Here is a 16,121-nt window from a genome sequence, read left to right as displayed (position 1 = left end):
ATAAAAAAGAGCCTCTGGCTCTTTTTTATTTTCAATTAGCTGCTCTGCAGGCTGGGACTATAAGAAAAAGCGGGTCATTTTTGATCAAAGAAAGGAGCAGGTATGCTAAAACCAATAAAAGACCATCTCAAGCCTGGCTTGGATATCATTTTTGTCGGCTTTAACCCCAGCATCCGGTCGGCAGAGACCGGACACCATTTTGCCAATCCGAATAACCGGTTTTGGAAAATCCTTCATGAAGCGGGTTTCACCCCTAAAAAATTTCTCCCTCAAGAAGACAGCCTGCTCCTGGATCTGAATATGGGCCTGACTAACATTGTCCCAAGGCCCACCAAAGCAGCAGACGAAATTACCAGGGAAGAATATAAAGAAGGCAGAGAAAGACTTATCCGAATTATAACCGAGCTGAAGCCTAAGGCAATCTGTTTCGTAGGCAAAGGAGTTTACCTGGAGTACAGCGGCCGTAAAAAAGCACCATGGGGCCTCCAGGAAACTCCTGTCGTTTCAGGGGTCATTGAATTTGCAGCCCCTTCATCAAGCGGGTTAGTGCGGATGAAACTGGAGGAAGTGATCGGCATTTATAAAGAACTGCCTGCCATTCTATATGGACAGGCATCCTCCCAGGGTGAGGAAAGCTAAACGAAGAACACGGGGGAATCCAGAATGAAATTAGTATCTTGGAACGTAAACGGAATCCGGGCCTGCGTCAAAAAAGGGTTTATGGATTTTTTCAGGGAAGAAGATGCAGATATATTCTGCATCCAGGAATCAAAGCTTCAGGAGGGACAGATTGAACTGGAACTGGAAGGCTATCACCAGTACTGGAATTATGCCGAGAAAAAAGGCTATTCCGGTACCGCAGTTTTTACAAAAGAAAAGCCTCTCCATGTATCTTATGGGATAGCCGGAAGGGAATCAGAGCCAGAAGGGCGGAGCCTGACTCTTGAGTTTGAAAATTTTTACCTTCTGAATGTATATACACCTAATTCCAAGAGAGACCTGGCAAGGCTTCCATACCGGCTTGAATGGGAGGATGAGATTCGGGAATATATCCTTGAGCTTGAACAAAGGAAGCCTGTCATTCTCTGCGGTGACCTGAATGTGGCCCATCAGGACATAGACCTGAAAAATGCCCGGTCCAACAGAGGCAACTCAGGATTCACGGATGAAGAGCGGGGAAAAATGACATCTCTTCTGTCAGAAGGCTTTACAGACTCTTTCAGATTCCTTTATCCAGACAAGGAAGGCGCCTATACATGGTGGTCCTATATGGCAAAGGTGAGGGAGCGGAATATCGGATGGCGCATTGATTATTTCATAGTTTCTGACACACTGAAAGAACATATACTAGACTCAAAGATATATTGTGATATCATGGGCAGCGACCACTGCCCGATCATGCTCGAAATGACCCTTTAGATGATAAAGGGTCTTTTTTTGTATATAATGGAATCAGCAAATAAAATATAGGCGCCAGTGAAGGAGGCATATGTGTGTGCCTGCCTGAACAGCCGTGACAGGAAGGATTTATGAAAAAGACACTTGTTTTGACGGGCGGGGGCTCAGCAGGCCATGTCACCCCAAATATGGCTTTGATTAAAGAGCTGGAGGGGGAAGATGTAGACATCCATTATATAGGCAGCAGAGAAGGCATTGAAAAAGAGCTGATCAGCGGACTTTCCATTCCCTATCATTCAATTTCAAGCGGGAAGCTAAGGAGGTACGCTGACTTTGAAAATGTGAAAGATATGTTCAGGGTGGCAAAAGGATGCAGCGAAGCACTTCTGATTCTGAAAAAACTCAAGCCTGCCCTCATTTTTTCTAAAGGAGGGTTTGTATCGGTACCAGTCATAATGGCAGCAAAGCTGCTCAGGATTCCAATCTTCATCCATGAAAGCGATCTTACACCGGGACTGGCTAACAGGATTTCAAAAAACTTTGCCTCAAAGATTTATACTTCATTTGAAGAAACTCTGCAGTACCTCCCAACTGGAAAAGCACAGGCAATCGGCTCCCCGATCAGAAGGGAAATCCTCTCTGGCATCAAGGAGAAGGGGCTGGAATTCCTCGGTTTTAACAAGTCCAGGCCGGTTCTGGCCATCATGGGAGGCAGCCTCGGTGCAAAGAAGATCAACGAAGCAGTGCGGCAGGAGCTTGATCAAATTGGCGGCCAGTTTCAGATCGTGCATCTTTGCGGAAAAGGAAATCTTGATCCTGCATTGGAAGGCCGGCCAGGATACAGGCAGTTTGAATTCCTGAACAGTGAACTTTCAGATGTACTTGCCTGTACAGATATGATGATTACCAGAGGCGGTTCTAATGCTATTTTTGAATTTCTCGCACTCCGCATCCCGATGCTTATCATTCCTTTGAGCAAGAAACAAAGCAGGGGCGATCAGATCCTGAATGCTGGAAGCTTTGAGGAAAAAGGCTATTCACTGACCCTGCAGGAAGAAGAACTGACAGCTGTATCCCTGGCAGAGCATATCGGCCTCCTGAATAGTCAGAGGGAAAGCATAGTAAAAAAAATGATGCAGTCCGGAATGCAGGATGCTTTATCCGTCATGGCTGGTGACATTAGGGACAAATTGCAGCAAAATTAGGCCTTCTGGGTCTTTGTTCGCTTTTTTGTTCGGTTCTAAAATGGAAAATCAAGCCTATCTGCTTATCTGAATATTCCTTCTACTTTGTTATAATGGAGATACATCTTGTTTCTGCATCCTGAATTACTCTGAAGGAGGGAATATTATGAAAGAATGTGTCCGAGTGATCCCGTATCAGGTAATTGAACAATCAGAGGCGGTGTCAGGCATCCCGGAAGGCATCGGATTGATCCAGGCGCCAAAAATCTGGGAAGAAACAAGGGGAGAAGGCATTACAATCGCTGTACTCGATACCGGCTGTGACATCAGCCACCCTGATCTGAAGAATCAAATCATCGGAGGCAGGAATTTTACTGGGGACGATTCCGGAAATCCGGATATTTATAAAGATTATAACGGGCATGGTACCCATGTCGCGGGAACCATTGCAGCAGAAGGCAAAGAGCCGGGCATATCTGGCGTTGCGCCAGGTGCAAAGCTGCTCATCGTCAAAGTGCTGGATAGAAACGGCTCAGGCCAATATGACTGGATCATTGAAGGAATCCGCTACGCTATTGACCAAAAAGCCGATATCATATCCATGTCGCTCGGCGGCCCGAATGACATGCCTGAGCTCCATGAAATTATAAAGGAAGCCGTCCGGAGCAACATAGCTGTTGTATGTGCAGCCGGCAATGAAGGAGACGGAAAAGATTCGACGGATGAGTTTGCCTATCCTGGCTGCTATAATGAAGTAATCAGTGTAGGCGCAATCGATTTGGAGAGAAATTCTTCGCAATTTACCAATTCACATAATGAAATCGACCTTGTTGCACCAGGTGAAGAAATACAATCAACCTTCCCGAATGGCAAGTATGCCACATTGAGCGGCACCTCCATGGCCGCACCGCATGTATCCGGCGCAATGGCCCTTATTAAAAATTCTGCCAGCAAAAGCTTTGACAGGAAGCTGTCTGAGGCAGAGCTGTTCGCCCAGCTTATCAGGCGCACCGTTCCGCTCGGCAATTCACCTAAACTTGAAGGCAATGGCCTGGTTTATTTGACTTTGCTTGAGCATCTGTCAGATATTTTCACTCCTAAAGTACTGCCGATGGTCGTTAAATCATGAACAGCCTGGCAGAACAGCTCGCTGCTGAAAAGGAGGCTGCACTAGCGAGCCTTCTGGCCCAAAGCGCGGAGCGTATCTATTATGATGAAGCTGCAGACCGTAAGAAATGCCATGCTTATTATGCTTCCCTCGATTTTGAGTCAGCGGAGGCCATAGAAGACCTTCGGAAGCTTGTGGTGGAAACCCATAAGACCGTTCTGAAATATTCCCCTCATCTCTATTTATATCCCTGGGTGGATCTGCAGGAGAACTTTGCTCTCAAAAGCCTCTATTCAGGCGGCAGGATGGATCCGGCTGAGAGCATTAAGCATGATGCGGAAATATGGATGAATCGAAACCGGACTGGAGACACGCAAGGAAAGCTGAATTGCGAGCATGTGATTCCGCAGTCCTGGTTCAGTGAACAGCAGCCGATGAAGGGGGATCTCCATCATCTGTTCGCCTGTGAGCCTGCCTGCAACAGCATGAGGAGCAATTTTCCTTATGAAGACTTTCCTTCCTATAAACCGGAAGCTTCTGCTTTCGGTATAAGAGGCGGCTGCGGCATGGCTGAAGAAGGTAAGTTTGAACCGGAGTACGGCAAAGGAATCGCAGCCCGGGCATGCTTTTACTTTTTCCTGAGGTATAAGCATTTCAAGCCTGATGATCACGGAATCAACTGCGGGCTCCTTCATAAATGGCATCTTGAATTCCCTGCATCACTCTATGAAAAGCACAGAAATTCGGCAATCGAGGAGCTGCAGGGCAATCGCAATCCATTCATTGATTTTCCGGACCTTGCCGGGAAAATGATTAACACTTTTTAACAAACTATGGAGGTTATGATTTTAGCTTTATGCAGCCTTTTACTCAAAGAACGATAAAAATCATTAAAGAAATACCTGCCGGAAAGGTGATGACATACGGCCAGATAGCAGAACTTGCCGGCAGCCCCCGCGCAGCCAGGCAGGTCGTCCGGATTCTTCATTCGCTGAGCAGGCAGGAGAATCTTCCCTGGCACAGGGTCATCAGCAAAATGGGTAAAATCAGCATGAAGGATCCTTTGGCTCAGGAGGAACAGAGATTTCTCCTTGAAGCGGAAGGCATCACTGTAGACGGCAAAGGAACAATCCTTCTGGAAAATTTTCTGCACAAGCCAAAAAAAGGGCTGGATAATAATACCTGATTTTGATATGATATTAAAAATCTTAAATTCTATGACGAGAACAAGTAGGAAAGGGAATGTTCCTTCAGCGAGCTGGGTATGGTGAGAGCCAGCGGAAACGATCTTTCTGAAACATCATCTCTGAGATGCAGGTCTGAATCCAGTAAGTCCTGACGGGTGTCCGCCGTTAAAAGGAACGCGTATGATGGTACGTTGATGAGCGCTATTGCATCTGCAATAGAATTTGGGTGGTAACGCGGGTATAACACTCGTCCCTTTACAGGGGCGGGTGTTTTTTATTTACCTAAAAAAAATTCAAAAAGGAAGGCAGGTACTGAAATGGAAAGCACTCAGGCAAGAGAAAACAGAATCAGGGAGTATTGGAGGGCAGAGAATATTTTTGCCAGATCCGTTTCCAATCGTGCAGGCAAAACCCCTTTCGTTTTTTATGAAGGGCCTCCGACCGCCAACGGCCTGCCGCATGCCGGCCATGCCCTCGGCAGGACATACAAGGATTTGACAGCCCGCTACTGGACGATGAAAGGGAGGCAGGTAATCAGGAAAGCCGGCTGGGATACACATGGACTTCCGGTTGAGCTGGGAGTGGAGAAAGCACTCGGCATATCAGGAAAGAAGGAAATCGAGGAATATGGTGTAGGAGCGTTCATTGAAAAGTGCCGTGAAAGTGTCTTCCAATATGAAAAGCAGTGGAGGGAATTCACAGAGCAGCTTGGATACTGGACAGACATGGATGAGCCTTATATGACTTTAAGCAATGAATATATCGAGTCGGTATGGCATATTCTCGGGACAATCCATGAAAAGGGGCTGCTTTACAAAGGCCATCGTGTATCCCCCTACTGTCCAAGCTGCCAGACTTCCTTGAGTTCCCATGAAACTGCACAGGGCTACAAGGATGTAAAAGATTTAAGTTCAACCGTCACTTTCAGGCTGAAAGGAAGGGAGAATGAATATCTCCTCGGCTGGACGACGACACCATGGACACTTCCGGCCAATGTGGCGCTGGCTGTCCATCCCCAGGTACGTTATGCAAGAGTAAAGAACGGAGACAAGATTTATATCGCTGCAGAAAACCGGGTGGCAGATCTTTTCCAAAGCTTTGATAAAATCCTTGAAACGCTGGAAGGAAAAGAGATCGCGGGATGGGAATATGAGCCCCCATTTCAGGCCGATGGGCTTGAAGGTGCACACAGAGTCATTGCCGCTGAATTTGTCACTGAAAACAGCGGTACAGGAATCGTTCATCTTGCTCCCGCTTATGGTGAAGACGATTACCGGGCGATAAAGGAAAATGGGCTCCCTTTCATCAATATCGTTGATTCTAAAGGCTGTTATACCGATGAATTTCCGCCGCTCGCAGGGAGGTTTGTCAAAGACTGTGATGTGGACATCTTAAAAATGCTGGGAAACAAGGACTTGTTGTTCCATAAAGAGAAGTATGAACACAGCTATCCATTTTGCTGGCGGTGCGATTCTCCGCTCCTTTATTACGCAGCTGACAGCTGGTTCATCAAAACATCTTCGCTGAAGGAGAAATTCCTTGAGCTCAACAGCCAGGCTGAATGGCATCCAAGCCACATGAAGAACGGCCGCTTCGGCAATTTTCTTGAAGGGCTGGTGGATTGGAATATCAGCAGGAGCCGCTATTGGGGCACTCCGCTCAATGTCTGGGTCTGCGAAGCTTGCGGTGCGGAGAAAGCACCAAAAAGCTTTCAGGAGCTGCAAGTGCTGTCAAAAGCCAATGGAAAGCTTGCTGATTATCATAAGCCTTATGTTGATGAAGTGAATATCCCTTGCCCGGACTGCGATGGTAAAATGGCACGGATCCCGGAGGTCATCGATGTCTGGTTTGACTCCGGAAGCATGCCGTATGCCCAGCATCATTACCCTTTTGAACATACAGAGAAATTTTCAAGGCAATTTCCGGCCGATGCAGTCATAGAGGGTGTGGATCAGACCAGAGGATGGTTTTATTCATTGCTGGCCGTTTCAGTCTTGTACAAGGGCGAATTGCCTTATAAAAATGTCCTCGCCCTTGAGCATGTCCTTGATGAAAATGGGCAGAAAATGTCTAAAAGCAAAGGAAATGCCCTTGATCCGGGAGAGCTGATCACGGAATATGGAGCAGATGCTTTAAGGTGGGCACTGGTGGAGGACAGCAGTCCATGGAAGCCCAAGAAGTTTTCGGGAAGGAATGCGGCAGACGCAAAATCAAAGCTGGTCGACTCGCTTGCAAGCATTCATCATTTTTACAGCCTCTACAGCAGGATTGATCAATTTGTACCAGGCAGCTGTCAATCTTCCGGCAGCCTAATGGACCGGTGGATCCTTTCACGTCTGCATAGTGTCATTGAAACGGTAAACAGGGAGATGGACAGCTACCAGGCAACCAATGCCAGCAGGGCAGCAGGCACACTGATTGAAGAGGTCAGCAATTGGTATATCAGAAGAAACAGGGAAAGATTCTGGGCGAAGGGCATGGAAGAGGATAAAATTTCTGCATTCCAGACACTGTATACTTTATTGGACAATATCTCCCGCATGCTGGCCCCATTCGTGCCTTTTATAGCTGAAAGCGTCTATTTGGATCTGACAGGCAGAAGCGTTCACCTTGAAGACTACCCAGAGGCTGATACCGCCTTGATTGACAGGGAACTGGAAGAAAGCATGGCTGAAGTCATTGAACTGGTGGAGCTGGGCAGAAGCATCCGCCACTCACAGCAGCTGAAGACAAAGCAGCCGCTGGCTGAAATACTTGTTCAATGCAGCAAGGAAAAGGAAAGACAATTAAATGCCTTCAGCAGGATCATTAAGGAAGAGCTGAATGTAAAAGAGATTTCCTGGGGTGATAGCTGGACGGATAAATACAGCTGCCGGCTGAAGCTGAATTTCAAAGCAGCAGGGAGGAAGTATGGAAAGAAAGCCAATCTAATTAATCAGTCGCTGCAGCAGCTCCCTGAATCAGATATCCGCCAGCTGCTGGAGACAGGGAGCCTTGTCCTGCAGGCAGGCGATGAAAAGCTGGAGGTCGAAGCCAGAGATATAACTGTGGAAAGACTCCCAAAGAAAGGCTACGCGGAAAGCAGCGGCCGAAATATGACAGTCCTTTTGAAAACAGAATTGACTGAGGAATTGAAAAGGGAAGGCTATGTGAGGGATTTTATCAGAGGAATACAGGATCTAAGGAAAAAGCTTGAGCTTCCTATCGATAAGAGAGTTATGCTGCATATCGATACAACCTCTGAAGCAGAAGGAATACTGCGTGAATTTGAGGATCTTTTATACACCAGTATCGTTCTTGAAGGGATTGCTTTCAAGCCTGTGAAAGCCCCGATGCTTGATGTAAGGCTTGGCGGGGAATTGATAGCTGTCTCATTGACATAACCACTGGCTGCCCGGCACCTTTTAAAAACACTACTTTTTCCTCACAATGAAAATAAAGGAAATGCAGCATTCAAAGCGAAGTAACTGTTAATACTTTTAAATCTGGCAAGGCTTAACTTCTAATTTTGGATCTGAATTTAAGTTTTGCCCCGGGAAGGTGCTGCTGCTTGTTGAGAAAGTGGAAGATTGTCATCCTTATAACAGCTGTATTATTCATTTCAGCCTCGCCGTACGCTTATGAACTATCCCGCCAGGCTGAGGCGGTTGAAGAGGGAGGACTGACGGCAGACCTGAATCAGCTTCTGAATAATGATCCCATCCTCTCTGGAGCGCTGGCCGGGGTAAGCATCAGGAATGCAGATACAGGCGAACTGCTGTATGACCATATCGGCGGGATCCGCCTCAGGCCGGCATCCAATATGAAGCTGCTCACATCCGCCGCTTCCCTTCAGGTTCTTGGCGAAGAATACCGGTTTACCACTGAAGTTCTGACAGACGGACTCCACAAAAAGGGCAATCTGCATGGAAATCTATATTTGAAAGGCAAAGGCGACCCGACCCTGTTAAAGAGCGACTTTGACAAGATGGCTGCCGAATTAAAGCAAAAAGGCATTAAAACGATTCATGGCAGCCTCATTGCTGATGCCAGCTGGTATGATGACATAAGGCTTTCAAGAGATCTGCCCTGGAGCGACGAATCCTATTATTACGGCGGCCAGGTATCGGCACTCACTGCGTCACCAAATGAAGATTATGATGCAGGCACGGTCATTGTCGAAGTAAATCCCGGAGAATCTGCAGGGCAACAACCTGCAGTCTCCCTGACCCCAGAAACAGGCTATGTAAAAATCATTAACGAGGCAGCGACCGTCCCGGCGGATGGCAAAAAGGACATTACCATTGAGCGGGACCATGGCACAAACACCATCCGCATTACCGGGACTATACCCGAAGAGTCAAGCAGGTCCAGGGAATGGATTGCCGTGTGGGAGCCGGCCGGGTATGCGCTTGATCTGTTCAGTCAGTCATTGAAGGAATATGGGATACGCGTAACCGGAAAAATGGAGCAGGGGAAAGCCCCTGAGAAGAGCTCTCTGCTGCTGGCACATCAATCCATCGCATTGAAGGAATTGCTGATTCCTTTTATGAAACTCAGCAATAACAGCCATGCTGAAGTATTGGTCAAAGAAATGGGCAAAAAGGTGAAGAATGAAGGAAGCTGGGAAAAAGGCCTTGAAGTTGTTTCAGACCAGCTTGCACGCTGGGGAGTCAATAAAGACACGCTAATCCTCCGTGACGGGTCGGGCATATCCCATGTCAGCCTTATACCGCCTAATGAGTTATCGCAGCTTTTATTCAGCGTCCAGTCTGAGAAATGGTATCCCTCATTTGAAAAATCACTCCCGCTTGCAGGGGCGCAGGACAGGTTAATAGGAGGCACACTCCGCAACAGAATGAAAAACTCGGCAGCAGAAGGAAAGATTAAAGCCAAGACAGGTTCAATATCCACCGTAAGCTCCCTTTCCGGATATGCACAGACCCAAAGCGGTGAAAAGCTTGTCTTCAGCATTGTCCTCAATAATCTGAAGGATGACAGCAAGGCAAAAATAATCGAGGATAAGATCGCAATCCTGCTGGCAGAACAGCCATAAAGCCAAGAAGCAGGCAGATTCCTTTCACTAGGAAGTCTGCCTGCTTTTTTTTAGTTGAAAATCGTTTAATTCATACGTCCTGCATACTCCTCAACCATTTCAGCTGTCACAAGCTTCCTGGAGGGAACAATCCCCTGTCTGGCTAGCTGGTTGATTTCCTCTGTCACTTCATTGATTTTCACAGTAGAAAATGCTTTTCCTGCTTTAGACAGAGATAAGGCTTCTTCAATAAACGCTTCTCTTTTTGCGTCAAGCTCAAGAAAGCGGGTGATTCTTGTGTTTAATTTCCTGGCATGTTCGGTTAAAGCATGATGTACACTCATCGTTTCACTCCTAATTCAAAAGGCTAATATAATATTATCAACTAACCTCCATTTCGTTAAGAAAAACTTTTGCTCTGTCAGCGGTCTCAACGAACTTTAAAGGATAGGCGGCCGGCCAATACATGATAATATAATATACAGGCTCTTTTAAAGGCGCCGATTAATATTTTTAAAGGGGGGAATTTCCATGGAAGCATTGGAAACTCTCTATCCTCTTGCAGTAGAACAAGCTAAAGCAAAGATATTAGAGGATATTCACTATTATTTATCAACGAAAGAATCCCTTCCCGATTTTGAAGAATATCTTCAGGACAGGAAGCAGTATTATGAACAGATCTGGATAAATGTCTGGCTTAATATGACCAACAATAAAGTGGCGCGCAAATTAAAAAAGGAATATCTTCAGGAAAAGGGATTTTCAACAGAGGGAATCGACAAGAAGGTCATCAACAGCCTTTTCCGATCCGAAGTAAGGAACTATTCACCATGGAATGCAGAGAAATGGCTGCATTCCCTATATACCAATGATGCCGGTAAATGGGAACAGAAATACAGGGATGCAAGGGAAAGCTATCTGCTCCAGCAGCAGCATGAGGAGAATGCCGATCGTATTGCCAAGGCTTACACAGCGCTCGATAAGTCAGCCGGAAAAATTATGAGGAAACATACCCGGCTGTTTTATTTAAAGGCAAGATATGAGGCTGCCCGGCAGTTGAAGAAGGACTTCAGCAGCGGCACCAAATACGGGCAGGTTGATACATTTGCCCTCGAGGAAAAGCTCAGGCCGGAGGGACATTTCAACCCTGAGCATTATACACTGGCTGCCGATTTCTTTGAAGAGCTTACTGGCGGCATCCACTCAACAAACCATTGGGGCAGGCAGTATTTTGAATACGAAACCTATTATTTTAAATATGAAAAGCTTTTGATGGAATGCATGAAGGATATCGTCCCTGAGACTGTAATCGAATTAATGGATCCTGCCATGCTTGAACAATATAAATCGCTCCATCCGGAAAATGACCCGGAAGCAGCCATCCATTCCATGACTGAATGGCCGTCAGAGGAACTCGCAAAAGAATTCCTGGAGGAAATTGAAAATGAATTCCTGGAAGACTTGCTCCGCCTCAGTTCTTTCCCTTGGGAACCAGCCGTTCATCTTGAAATATTCCGGGCTGATCTCGAGGACCGGGAGCGGAAAGAAGCAGAAGCGAGAGCAGAAGAGGAGCGGAGAAAGCAGGAGGAAGCCAGGATCCTCGATGAGATCTTTGGCCGGGAATACAGCCCTTCTGTGGACAGGAGCGTCAAATACGTCCTTCATATCGGCGATACGAATACGGGCAAGACCTTTCATGCACTAGAAAGCATGAAAAAAGCGGACTCTGGAATTTACCTGGCCCCTTTAAGGCTTTTGGCACTCGAGGTATACGATAAACTGAACGGGGAAAACATCCCCTGTACACTTAAGACTGGGGAGGAAGAAAAAGTGACTCCCGGGGCAAGCCATATTGCTTCCACTGTCGAAATGTTCAGTGAGAAGGAGCGTTTTGATATAGCAGTCATCGATGAAGCACAGATGATCACTGACAAAGACCGCGGATTCTCATGGTATAAGGCCATAACGAAGGCAAATGCAAGCGAAGTCCATATCATTGGCAGCAAAAGCTCCCAGTCGATCCTTCTTCAGCTTTTGGACGGGACTGATCTGGAAATCCATGAATACCATAGAGATACACCGCTTATCGTCGAACCTAACGAATTCAGGCTGAAGCATAGCAGAAAAGGCGATGCCCTGATCTGCTTTTCAAGGAAAAGAGTGCTGGAAACAGCTTCCCGGCTTCAGAATGACGGACGCACAGTCAGCATGATATATGGAAGCATGCCGCCTGAAACAAGGAAAAAACAGGTGCAGCGCTTCATTGACGGCGAGACCAATATAATAGTGAGTACTGATGCAATCGGCATGGGGCTGAACCTTCCAATCCGCAGGGTCGTATTTCTAGAAAATGAAAAATTCGATGGAGTCAGCAGAAGGCAGCTTACCTCCCAGGAGGTCAAACAGATTGCCGGAAGGGCGGGCAGAAAAGGCCTCTACAATACAGGCCGGGTCGCATTCATGGAAAACATCAAGGAAATGGGTTCACTGCTGGAACAGGAAGATGATCCTGTCCATACATTTTCAATCGCGCCAACGAGCGGAGTGTTTGACCGCTTTCAAAAATATTATCATGATCTGGGAACTTTCTTTGAACTTTGGGACAAATTCGAAAGTCCCCCTGGAACAGTGAAAGCGTCCCTTGCCGAAGAGAAGGAGCTTTATGAGCTCGTACAGGGAACCGAAATGGAAGCCAGGCTCAGCCTTGGGGACCTGTATGGATTCCTGCACCTTCCTTTTTCAGCCAGGGAGCCGGAACTGGTCAGGCAATGGAGAATGTCGGTGATGGCGTCGGTGCATAACGAAGACCTTCCCGAACCTTCAATCCGAAAAAGGACACTTGAGGACCTGGAGCTCACGTATAAATCTGTCGGGCTCCATCTGCTGTTCCTTTACCGGCTTGACCAGAGGACAGAAGCATTATACTGGGAACGGGTCCGCGATGAACTGGGGACAATGGTCCATGAAAAGCTGAAAACAGATGTACAGAAAATGACCAAAAAATGCCGCAGATGCGGCAAGAAGCTTTCATGGGAGCATCCTTATCCCATTTGTGATGAATGCCATGAGGGCGGGTTCAGGGCCAGGAGGAAACCCTCTTATTTTAAGAGATGATGAAAAGGGGCAGGCAGCCCGGAGCTGCCTGCCACTTTCATTGACATATTAAACTGTATCTTTTATTATTACAGTATGAACAGGCAACAGCTTCTATGTTCAGGCGCATGATGATATACCTTACTGAGCATCCATGGAGTTTGCGTTATCGCACAGGAATTACGGGTATTGATTAAATATACGCCCAGACAAATGGACTGAATACAAAAATGATATTAGATCTGAATTGAATTGGTTTATTTACAAATAAATAATCTACTGAAGGCGGTGCTATGATATGAACAATCAAGACATTATTATGGGTGGATGGATCACAGGGAAATCACGAAATGGGGAGCTTGTTCAGGGCTTCGTGGAAGCCGCAGTGCCTGAGCGGGATTTTGTGACAGTTTTTGTTGTTGACAGCGATAATCCGGACGTTATCGGCAGAAAGGTCCATATTGAAAAGAAGAAGGCCGAGAAGATGAAGAGCCATTATACTCCTTCAGCCGATGGTATCCGCTCCCTTATCGACACAGCTTTGCTCACCAGGGATAAGGAATGGTTTATGGAGCTTTCTGAGGCATTGAAACATCTTGAACAGGCCGGCACTGGAAACAAAGAAATAGCAGCCGGCAGCGGATCAATTTCTGTCAGCGAAGGCAGAATGAATAATAGATAATGAACCTATTCCAATATCGAAACAAAAGAAAGAAGGCAGGAAGATGAAGCTCGGTATACTTGATCAATCTCCTGTTACGGAAGGGAGAACCGCTCAGGAGGCGCTAACAGCCTCACTGGAGCTTGCGCAGGAAGCAGAAAGACTCGGTTACAGCCGCTATTGGATTGCAGAACACCATAATATGCCGGGGCTTGCCTGCTCTGCCCCTGAAGTGATGCTTCCCTATATCGGTGCCCAGACTGCACATATAAAAATTGGCAGCGGAGCCGTTCTTCTTCCTTATTACAAGCCCTACAAAGTGGCTGAAACCTATAATATGCTTGCCACACTTTTTCCCGGAAGAATTGATTTAGGGATTGGAAGGGCTCCGGGCGGATCTGCGGAAACGTCCATGGCTTTATCGGACAATTTCTTGAAGGGTGTCGCTGAAATGCCTGACAAGATTACTGAGCTTTTGAACTTCCTGCATCAAAGCCACCCTGAAGGTGAAATGTTTTCAAAAGTGGCACCGGCTCCTGTGCCTAATGCAGCCCCGCTGCCCTGGATACTGGGAACAAGCCGCAAAAGCGCCTTGCAGGCTGCAGAGAAGGGAATAGCCTATTGCTTCGGACATTTTATGAGCGATCAGGAGCCGGAAGAAATTGTTTCACTTTATAAGGATTCTTTCACTCCTTCGAAAAATGCGTCTTACCCATACTGCATAGCCGCTGTCAATGCTATTTGTGCTGAAACGGAAGAACAGGCAGAAGAACTGGCCTTAAAAAGCCGTACCTGGAGGAATCGGTTGAGTGGGGAAGAAGGTCTGCAGGAGACGCTAAATTCCTCCAATAAAGAAGAACTCTTAAAGGACATGAAGAAAAAAATGATCATTGGGAATCCTGTTCAGGCTGCCGAACAGCTTGAAGGCCTGGCCAGCAGGATAGGGGCTGATGAGCTTATGATCATTACTCTGACAACGGACTATGAAGACAGGCTGCTATCTTACAGACTAATCGCTGAACAGATGTTATAAGAATCCGCTGTGGATGGATGCAGCGGATTTTTCTTTTAGAAGGGGGTAATTGAATATGAAACTAAGTGTGCTGGATCAAGCTGTCATTCGAAAAGGAGATTCACCCGGAGATGCACTCAAGCAAACCGCCCAATTGGCCCAGATTGCCGATGACTTGGGGTATACCCGCTTTTGGACCGCTGAGCATCATAATTCCAATGGAATGGCCGGTTCTTCACCAGATGTCCTGATCTCGCATATTGCGGCAGTCACCAACAGGATACGGGTCGGCTCCGGCGGGGTTCTCCTTCCCCAATACAGCCCGTATAAAGTAGCGGAAAACTTTAAAGTCATGGAAGCCCTGTATCCGGGCAGAATTGACCTCGGTGTCGGCAGATCACCTGGCGGCGGTGCAGACACAAGACTGGCACTGACAGACGGCATTAGGAGGAGCATGAACGAATTCCCCGGCCAGCTGAGGGATCTCAAGGGCTTTTTAACCAACTCACTGCCGGATAACCATCCTTTTAAGGAGGTAAAAGCGTACCCGGATTTACGTACTCTGCCGGAATTATGGCTATTGGGTATTACCGAACGGGGAGCAAGAACGGCAGCTGAAAACGGGATGCGCTTCACATATGGCCACTTCATTACTCCGGCAAACGGTGAAAAAGCATTCCAATACTATTACCGTCACTTCCAGCCCTCTGCCATGCTGAAAGAGCCTTCGGCAAATGTCTGTGTATTCGTCGTCTGTGCCCCAACTAACGAAGAAGCCGAACACCTCGCTGCCAGCCAGGACCACTGGCTCCTGGATATTGAAAAAGGAACCGACACAAGAATCATGTCACCGGAAGAAGCCCAGCAAAGGACCTTAACAGCAGCACAAAAAGAAAAGATCAAACACAACCGAAGCCGAATGGTCATAGGAAACCCTCAAGAAGTGAGAAATCAGCTCCTCAAGATCAGTGAAAAATACGGTACCGACGAAATCATGGTCATCAATAATACCTATAGTTTCAAAGACAGAGCGAGGAATCTGGAATTATTGGCTGAATTGTTTTTATAAAGCTTTTTTCGTAAAGATTGTGTTTTTGAATATAAAAAGGGACATTTTACATTTAGGTTATTATATATGAGAGGCTAATTCAGTTAACGGGGCTTTTTAGTGATGGAAGGCTTTTTGGAGTAAAGGAAGAAATTTTTTCTTATCCGATTGACCAGCAAGCCTCAAAATAAGCGGAGATTTTCCTCTTAGACTGCTGAAAGCGGCAAGGGTGGGGGTAAATAAGCGGAGAATTTCCTGTAATGCGAAGCGAAGTTGCCCATTTTCCTGGTTTTTAAGGTTATAGTAGGAATTTCTCCGCTTATTTGGGTTATTTTTAAAGCATTTTTGAAATTAGAGGGAATTTCTCCACTTATTTTTCAATCTGTTTCTAATTACTCTTTAAGCATTATTCATGG

13 protein-coding genes and 1 other annotated feature are annotated in these 16,121 nt (G+C 46.6%); of the genes, 12 read left to right on the top strand and 1 reads right to left on the bottom strand.

Going from position 1 to position 16,121, the window contains the following annotated elements:
• Positions 1 to 102 precede the first annotated feature (102 nt).
• From mug to dacB, 8 genes are all read left to right on the top strand, one after another.
• Positions 103 to 639 (top strand): G/U mismatch-specific DNA glycosylase, encoded by a 537-nt coding sequence (mug, locus tag LCM00_RS01060; RefSeq protein WP_224897028.1) that lies wholly within the window; start codon positions 103 to 105, stop codon positions 637 to 639.
• 24 nt (positions 640 to 663) lie between these two features.
• A complete protein-coding gene (locus tag LCM00_RS01055) occupies positions 664 to 1,419 on the top strand; it encodes an exodeoxyribonuclease III (protein ID WP_224897025.1) in 756 nt (251 codons plus the stop codon).
• Positions 1,420 to 1,529: 110 nt separating this feature from the next.
• Complete coding sequence (locus LCM00_RS01050; protein ID WP_224897023.1) at positions 1,530 to 2,603, top strand: undecaprenyldiphospho-muramoylpentapeptide beta-N-acetylglucosaminyltransferase; 1,074 nt, start codon at positions 1,530 to 1,532, stop codon at positions 2,601 to 2,603.
• Positions 2,604 to 2,748: 145 nt separating this feature from the next.
• Entirely contained in the window at positions 2,749 to 3,711 is a 963-nt protein-coding gene (locus LCM00_RS01045) for a S8 family peptidase (RefSeq protein ID WP_224897021.1), read from the top strand.
• A complete protein-coding gene (locus LCM00_RS01040) occupies positions 3,708 to 4,517 on the top strand; it encodes an endonuclease I family protein (RefSeq protein ID WP_224897018.1) in 810 nt (269 codons plus the stop codon). Before LCM00_RS01045 ends, LCM00_RS01040 begins: the two co-directional genes overlap by 4 nt.
• Before the next feature lie 29 nt (positions 4,518 to 4,546).
• On the top strand, positions 4,547 to 4,876 hold the full coding sequence (locus tag LCM00_RS01035) for an MGMT family protein (RefSeq protein ID WP_224897016.1): 330 nt from the start codon (positions 4,547 to 4,549) through the stop codon (positions 4,874 to 4,876).
• Positions 4,877 to 4,898: 22 nt separating this feature from the next.
• Positions 4,899 to 5,135: a binding site (T-box leader), on the top strand.
• 59 nt (positions 5,136 to 5,194) lie between these two features.
• Positions 5,195 to 8,260, top strand: coding sequence for an isoleucine--tRNA ligase (gene ileS / locus LCM00_RS01030; protein ID WP_224897014.1), 3,066 nt, complete (start codon positions 5,195 to 5,197; stop codon positions 8,258 to 8,260).
• Positions 8,261 to 8,427: 167 nt separating this feature from the next.
• A complete protein-coding gene (dacB, locus tag LCM00_RS01025) occupies positions 8,428 to 9,912 on the top strand; it encodes a D-alanyl-D-alanine carboxypeptidase/D-alanyl-D-alanine endopeptidase (RefSeq protein WP_404802130.1) in 1,485 nt (494 codons plus the stop codon).
• A gap of 65 nt (positions 9,913 to 9,977) precedes the next feature.
• Here dacB and LCM00_RS01020 read toward each other — a convergent pair whose 3' ends face one another.
• Positions 9,978 to 10,235: a YpbS family protein gene (locus LCM00_RS01020; RefSeq protein ID WP_224897010.1), complete on the bottom strand. Its 258-nt coding sequence runs from the start codon at positions 10,233 to 10,235 to the stop codon at positions 9,978 to 9,980.
• Positions 10,236 to 10,422: 187 nt separating this feature from the next.
• Between LCM00_RS01020 and LCM00_RS01015 the strand changes: the two genes are divergently transcribed.
• From LCM00_RS01015 to LCM00_RS01000, 4 genes are all read left to right on the top strand, one after another.
• Positions 10,423 to 13,005 carry a DEAD/DEAH box helicase gene (locus LCM00_RS01015; RefSeq protein WP_224897008.1) on the top strand — a complete coding sequence of 861 codons (2,583 nt, stop codon included), beginning with the start codon at positions 10,423 to 10,425 and terminating at the stop codon, positions 13,003 to 13,005.
• 277 nt (positions 13,006 to 13,282) lie between these two features.
• Positions 13,283 to 13,666 (top strand): IDEAL domain-containing protein, encoded by a 384-nt coding sequence (locus tag LCM00_RS01010; protein WP_224897006.1) that lies wholly within the window; start codon positions 13,283 to 13,285, stop codon positions 13,664 to 13,666.
• Positions 13,667 to 13,709: 43 nt separating this feature from the next.
• Entirely contained in the window at positions 13,710 to 14,678 is a 969-nt protein-coding gene (locus LCM00_RS01005; protein ID WP_224897004.1) for an LLM class flavin-dependent oxidoreductase, read from the top strand.
• A gap of 55 nt (positions 14,679 to 14,733) precedes the next feature.
• The gene (locus LCM00_RS01000; RefSeq protein WP_224897002.1) at positions 14,734 to 15,726 is read left to right on the top strand and encodes an LLM class flavin-dependent oxidoreductase; all 993 of its coding nucleotides are present in this window, start codon (positions 14,734 to 14,736) and stop codon (positions 15,724 to 15,726) included.
• The last annotated feature ends 395 nt before the right edge of the window (positions 15,727 to 16,121 follow it).

The organism is Bacillus infantis, assembly GCF_020171945.1.
Taxonomy (GTDB): Bacteria; Bacillota; Bacilli; order Bacillales; family Cytobacillaceae; genus Bacillus_AB; species Bacillus_AB infantis_A.
This window is presented reverse-complemented; position numbering and strand designations above follow the sequence as displayed.

Bases quoted from the DNA above. Each gene is read 5' to 3' on its own strand.
- LCM00_RS01005 (WP_224897004.1), top strand. From the start codon at position 13,710: ATGAAGCTCGGTATACTTGATCAATCTCCTGTTACGGAAGGGAGAACC.
- LCM00_RS01020 (WP_224897010.1), bottom strand. From the start codon at position 10,235: ATGAGTGTACATCATGCTTTAACCGAACATGCCAGGAAATTAAACACA.
- LCM00_RS01040 (WP_224897018.1), top strand. From the start codon at position 3,708: ATGAACAGCCTGGCAGAACAGCTCGCTGCTGAAAAGGAGGCTGCACTA.
- ileS (WP_224897014.1), top strand. From the start codon at position 5,195: ATGGAAAGCACTCAGGCAAGAGAAAACAGAATCAGGGAGTATTGGAGG.
- LCM00_RS01055 (WP_224897025.1), top strand. From the start codon at position 664: ATGAAATTAGTATCTTGGAACGTAAACGGAATCCGGGCCTGCGTCAAA.
- LCM00_RS01010 (WP_224897006.1), top strand. From the start codon at position 13,283: ATGAACAATCAAGACATTATTATGGGTGGATGGATCACAGGGAAATCA.
- mug (WP_224897028.1), top strand. From the start codon at position 103: ATGCTAAAACCAATAAAAGACCATCTCAAGCCTGGCTTGGATATCATT.
- LCM00_RS01015 (WP_224897008.1), top strand. From the start codon at position 10,423: ATGGAAGCATTGGAAACTCTCTATCCTCTTGCAGTAGAACAAGCTAAA.
- LCM00_RS01045 (WP_224897021.1), top strand. From the start codon at position 2,749: ATGAAAGAATGTGTCCGAGTGATCCCGTATCAGGTAATTGAACAATCA.
- LCM00_RS01000 (WP_224897002.1), top strand. From the start codon at position 14,734: ATGAAACTAAGTGTGCTGGATCAAGCTGTCATTCGAAAAGGAGATTCA.
- LCM00_RS01050 (WP_224897023.1), top strand. From the start codon at position 1,530: ATGAAAAAGACACTTGTTTTGACGGGCGGGGGCTCAGCAGGCCATGTC.
- LCM00_RS01035 (WP_224897016.1), top strand. From the start codon at position 4,547: ATGCAGCCTTTTACTCAAAGAACGATAAAAATCATTAAAGAAATACCT.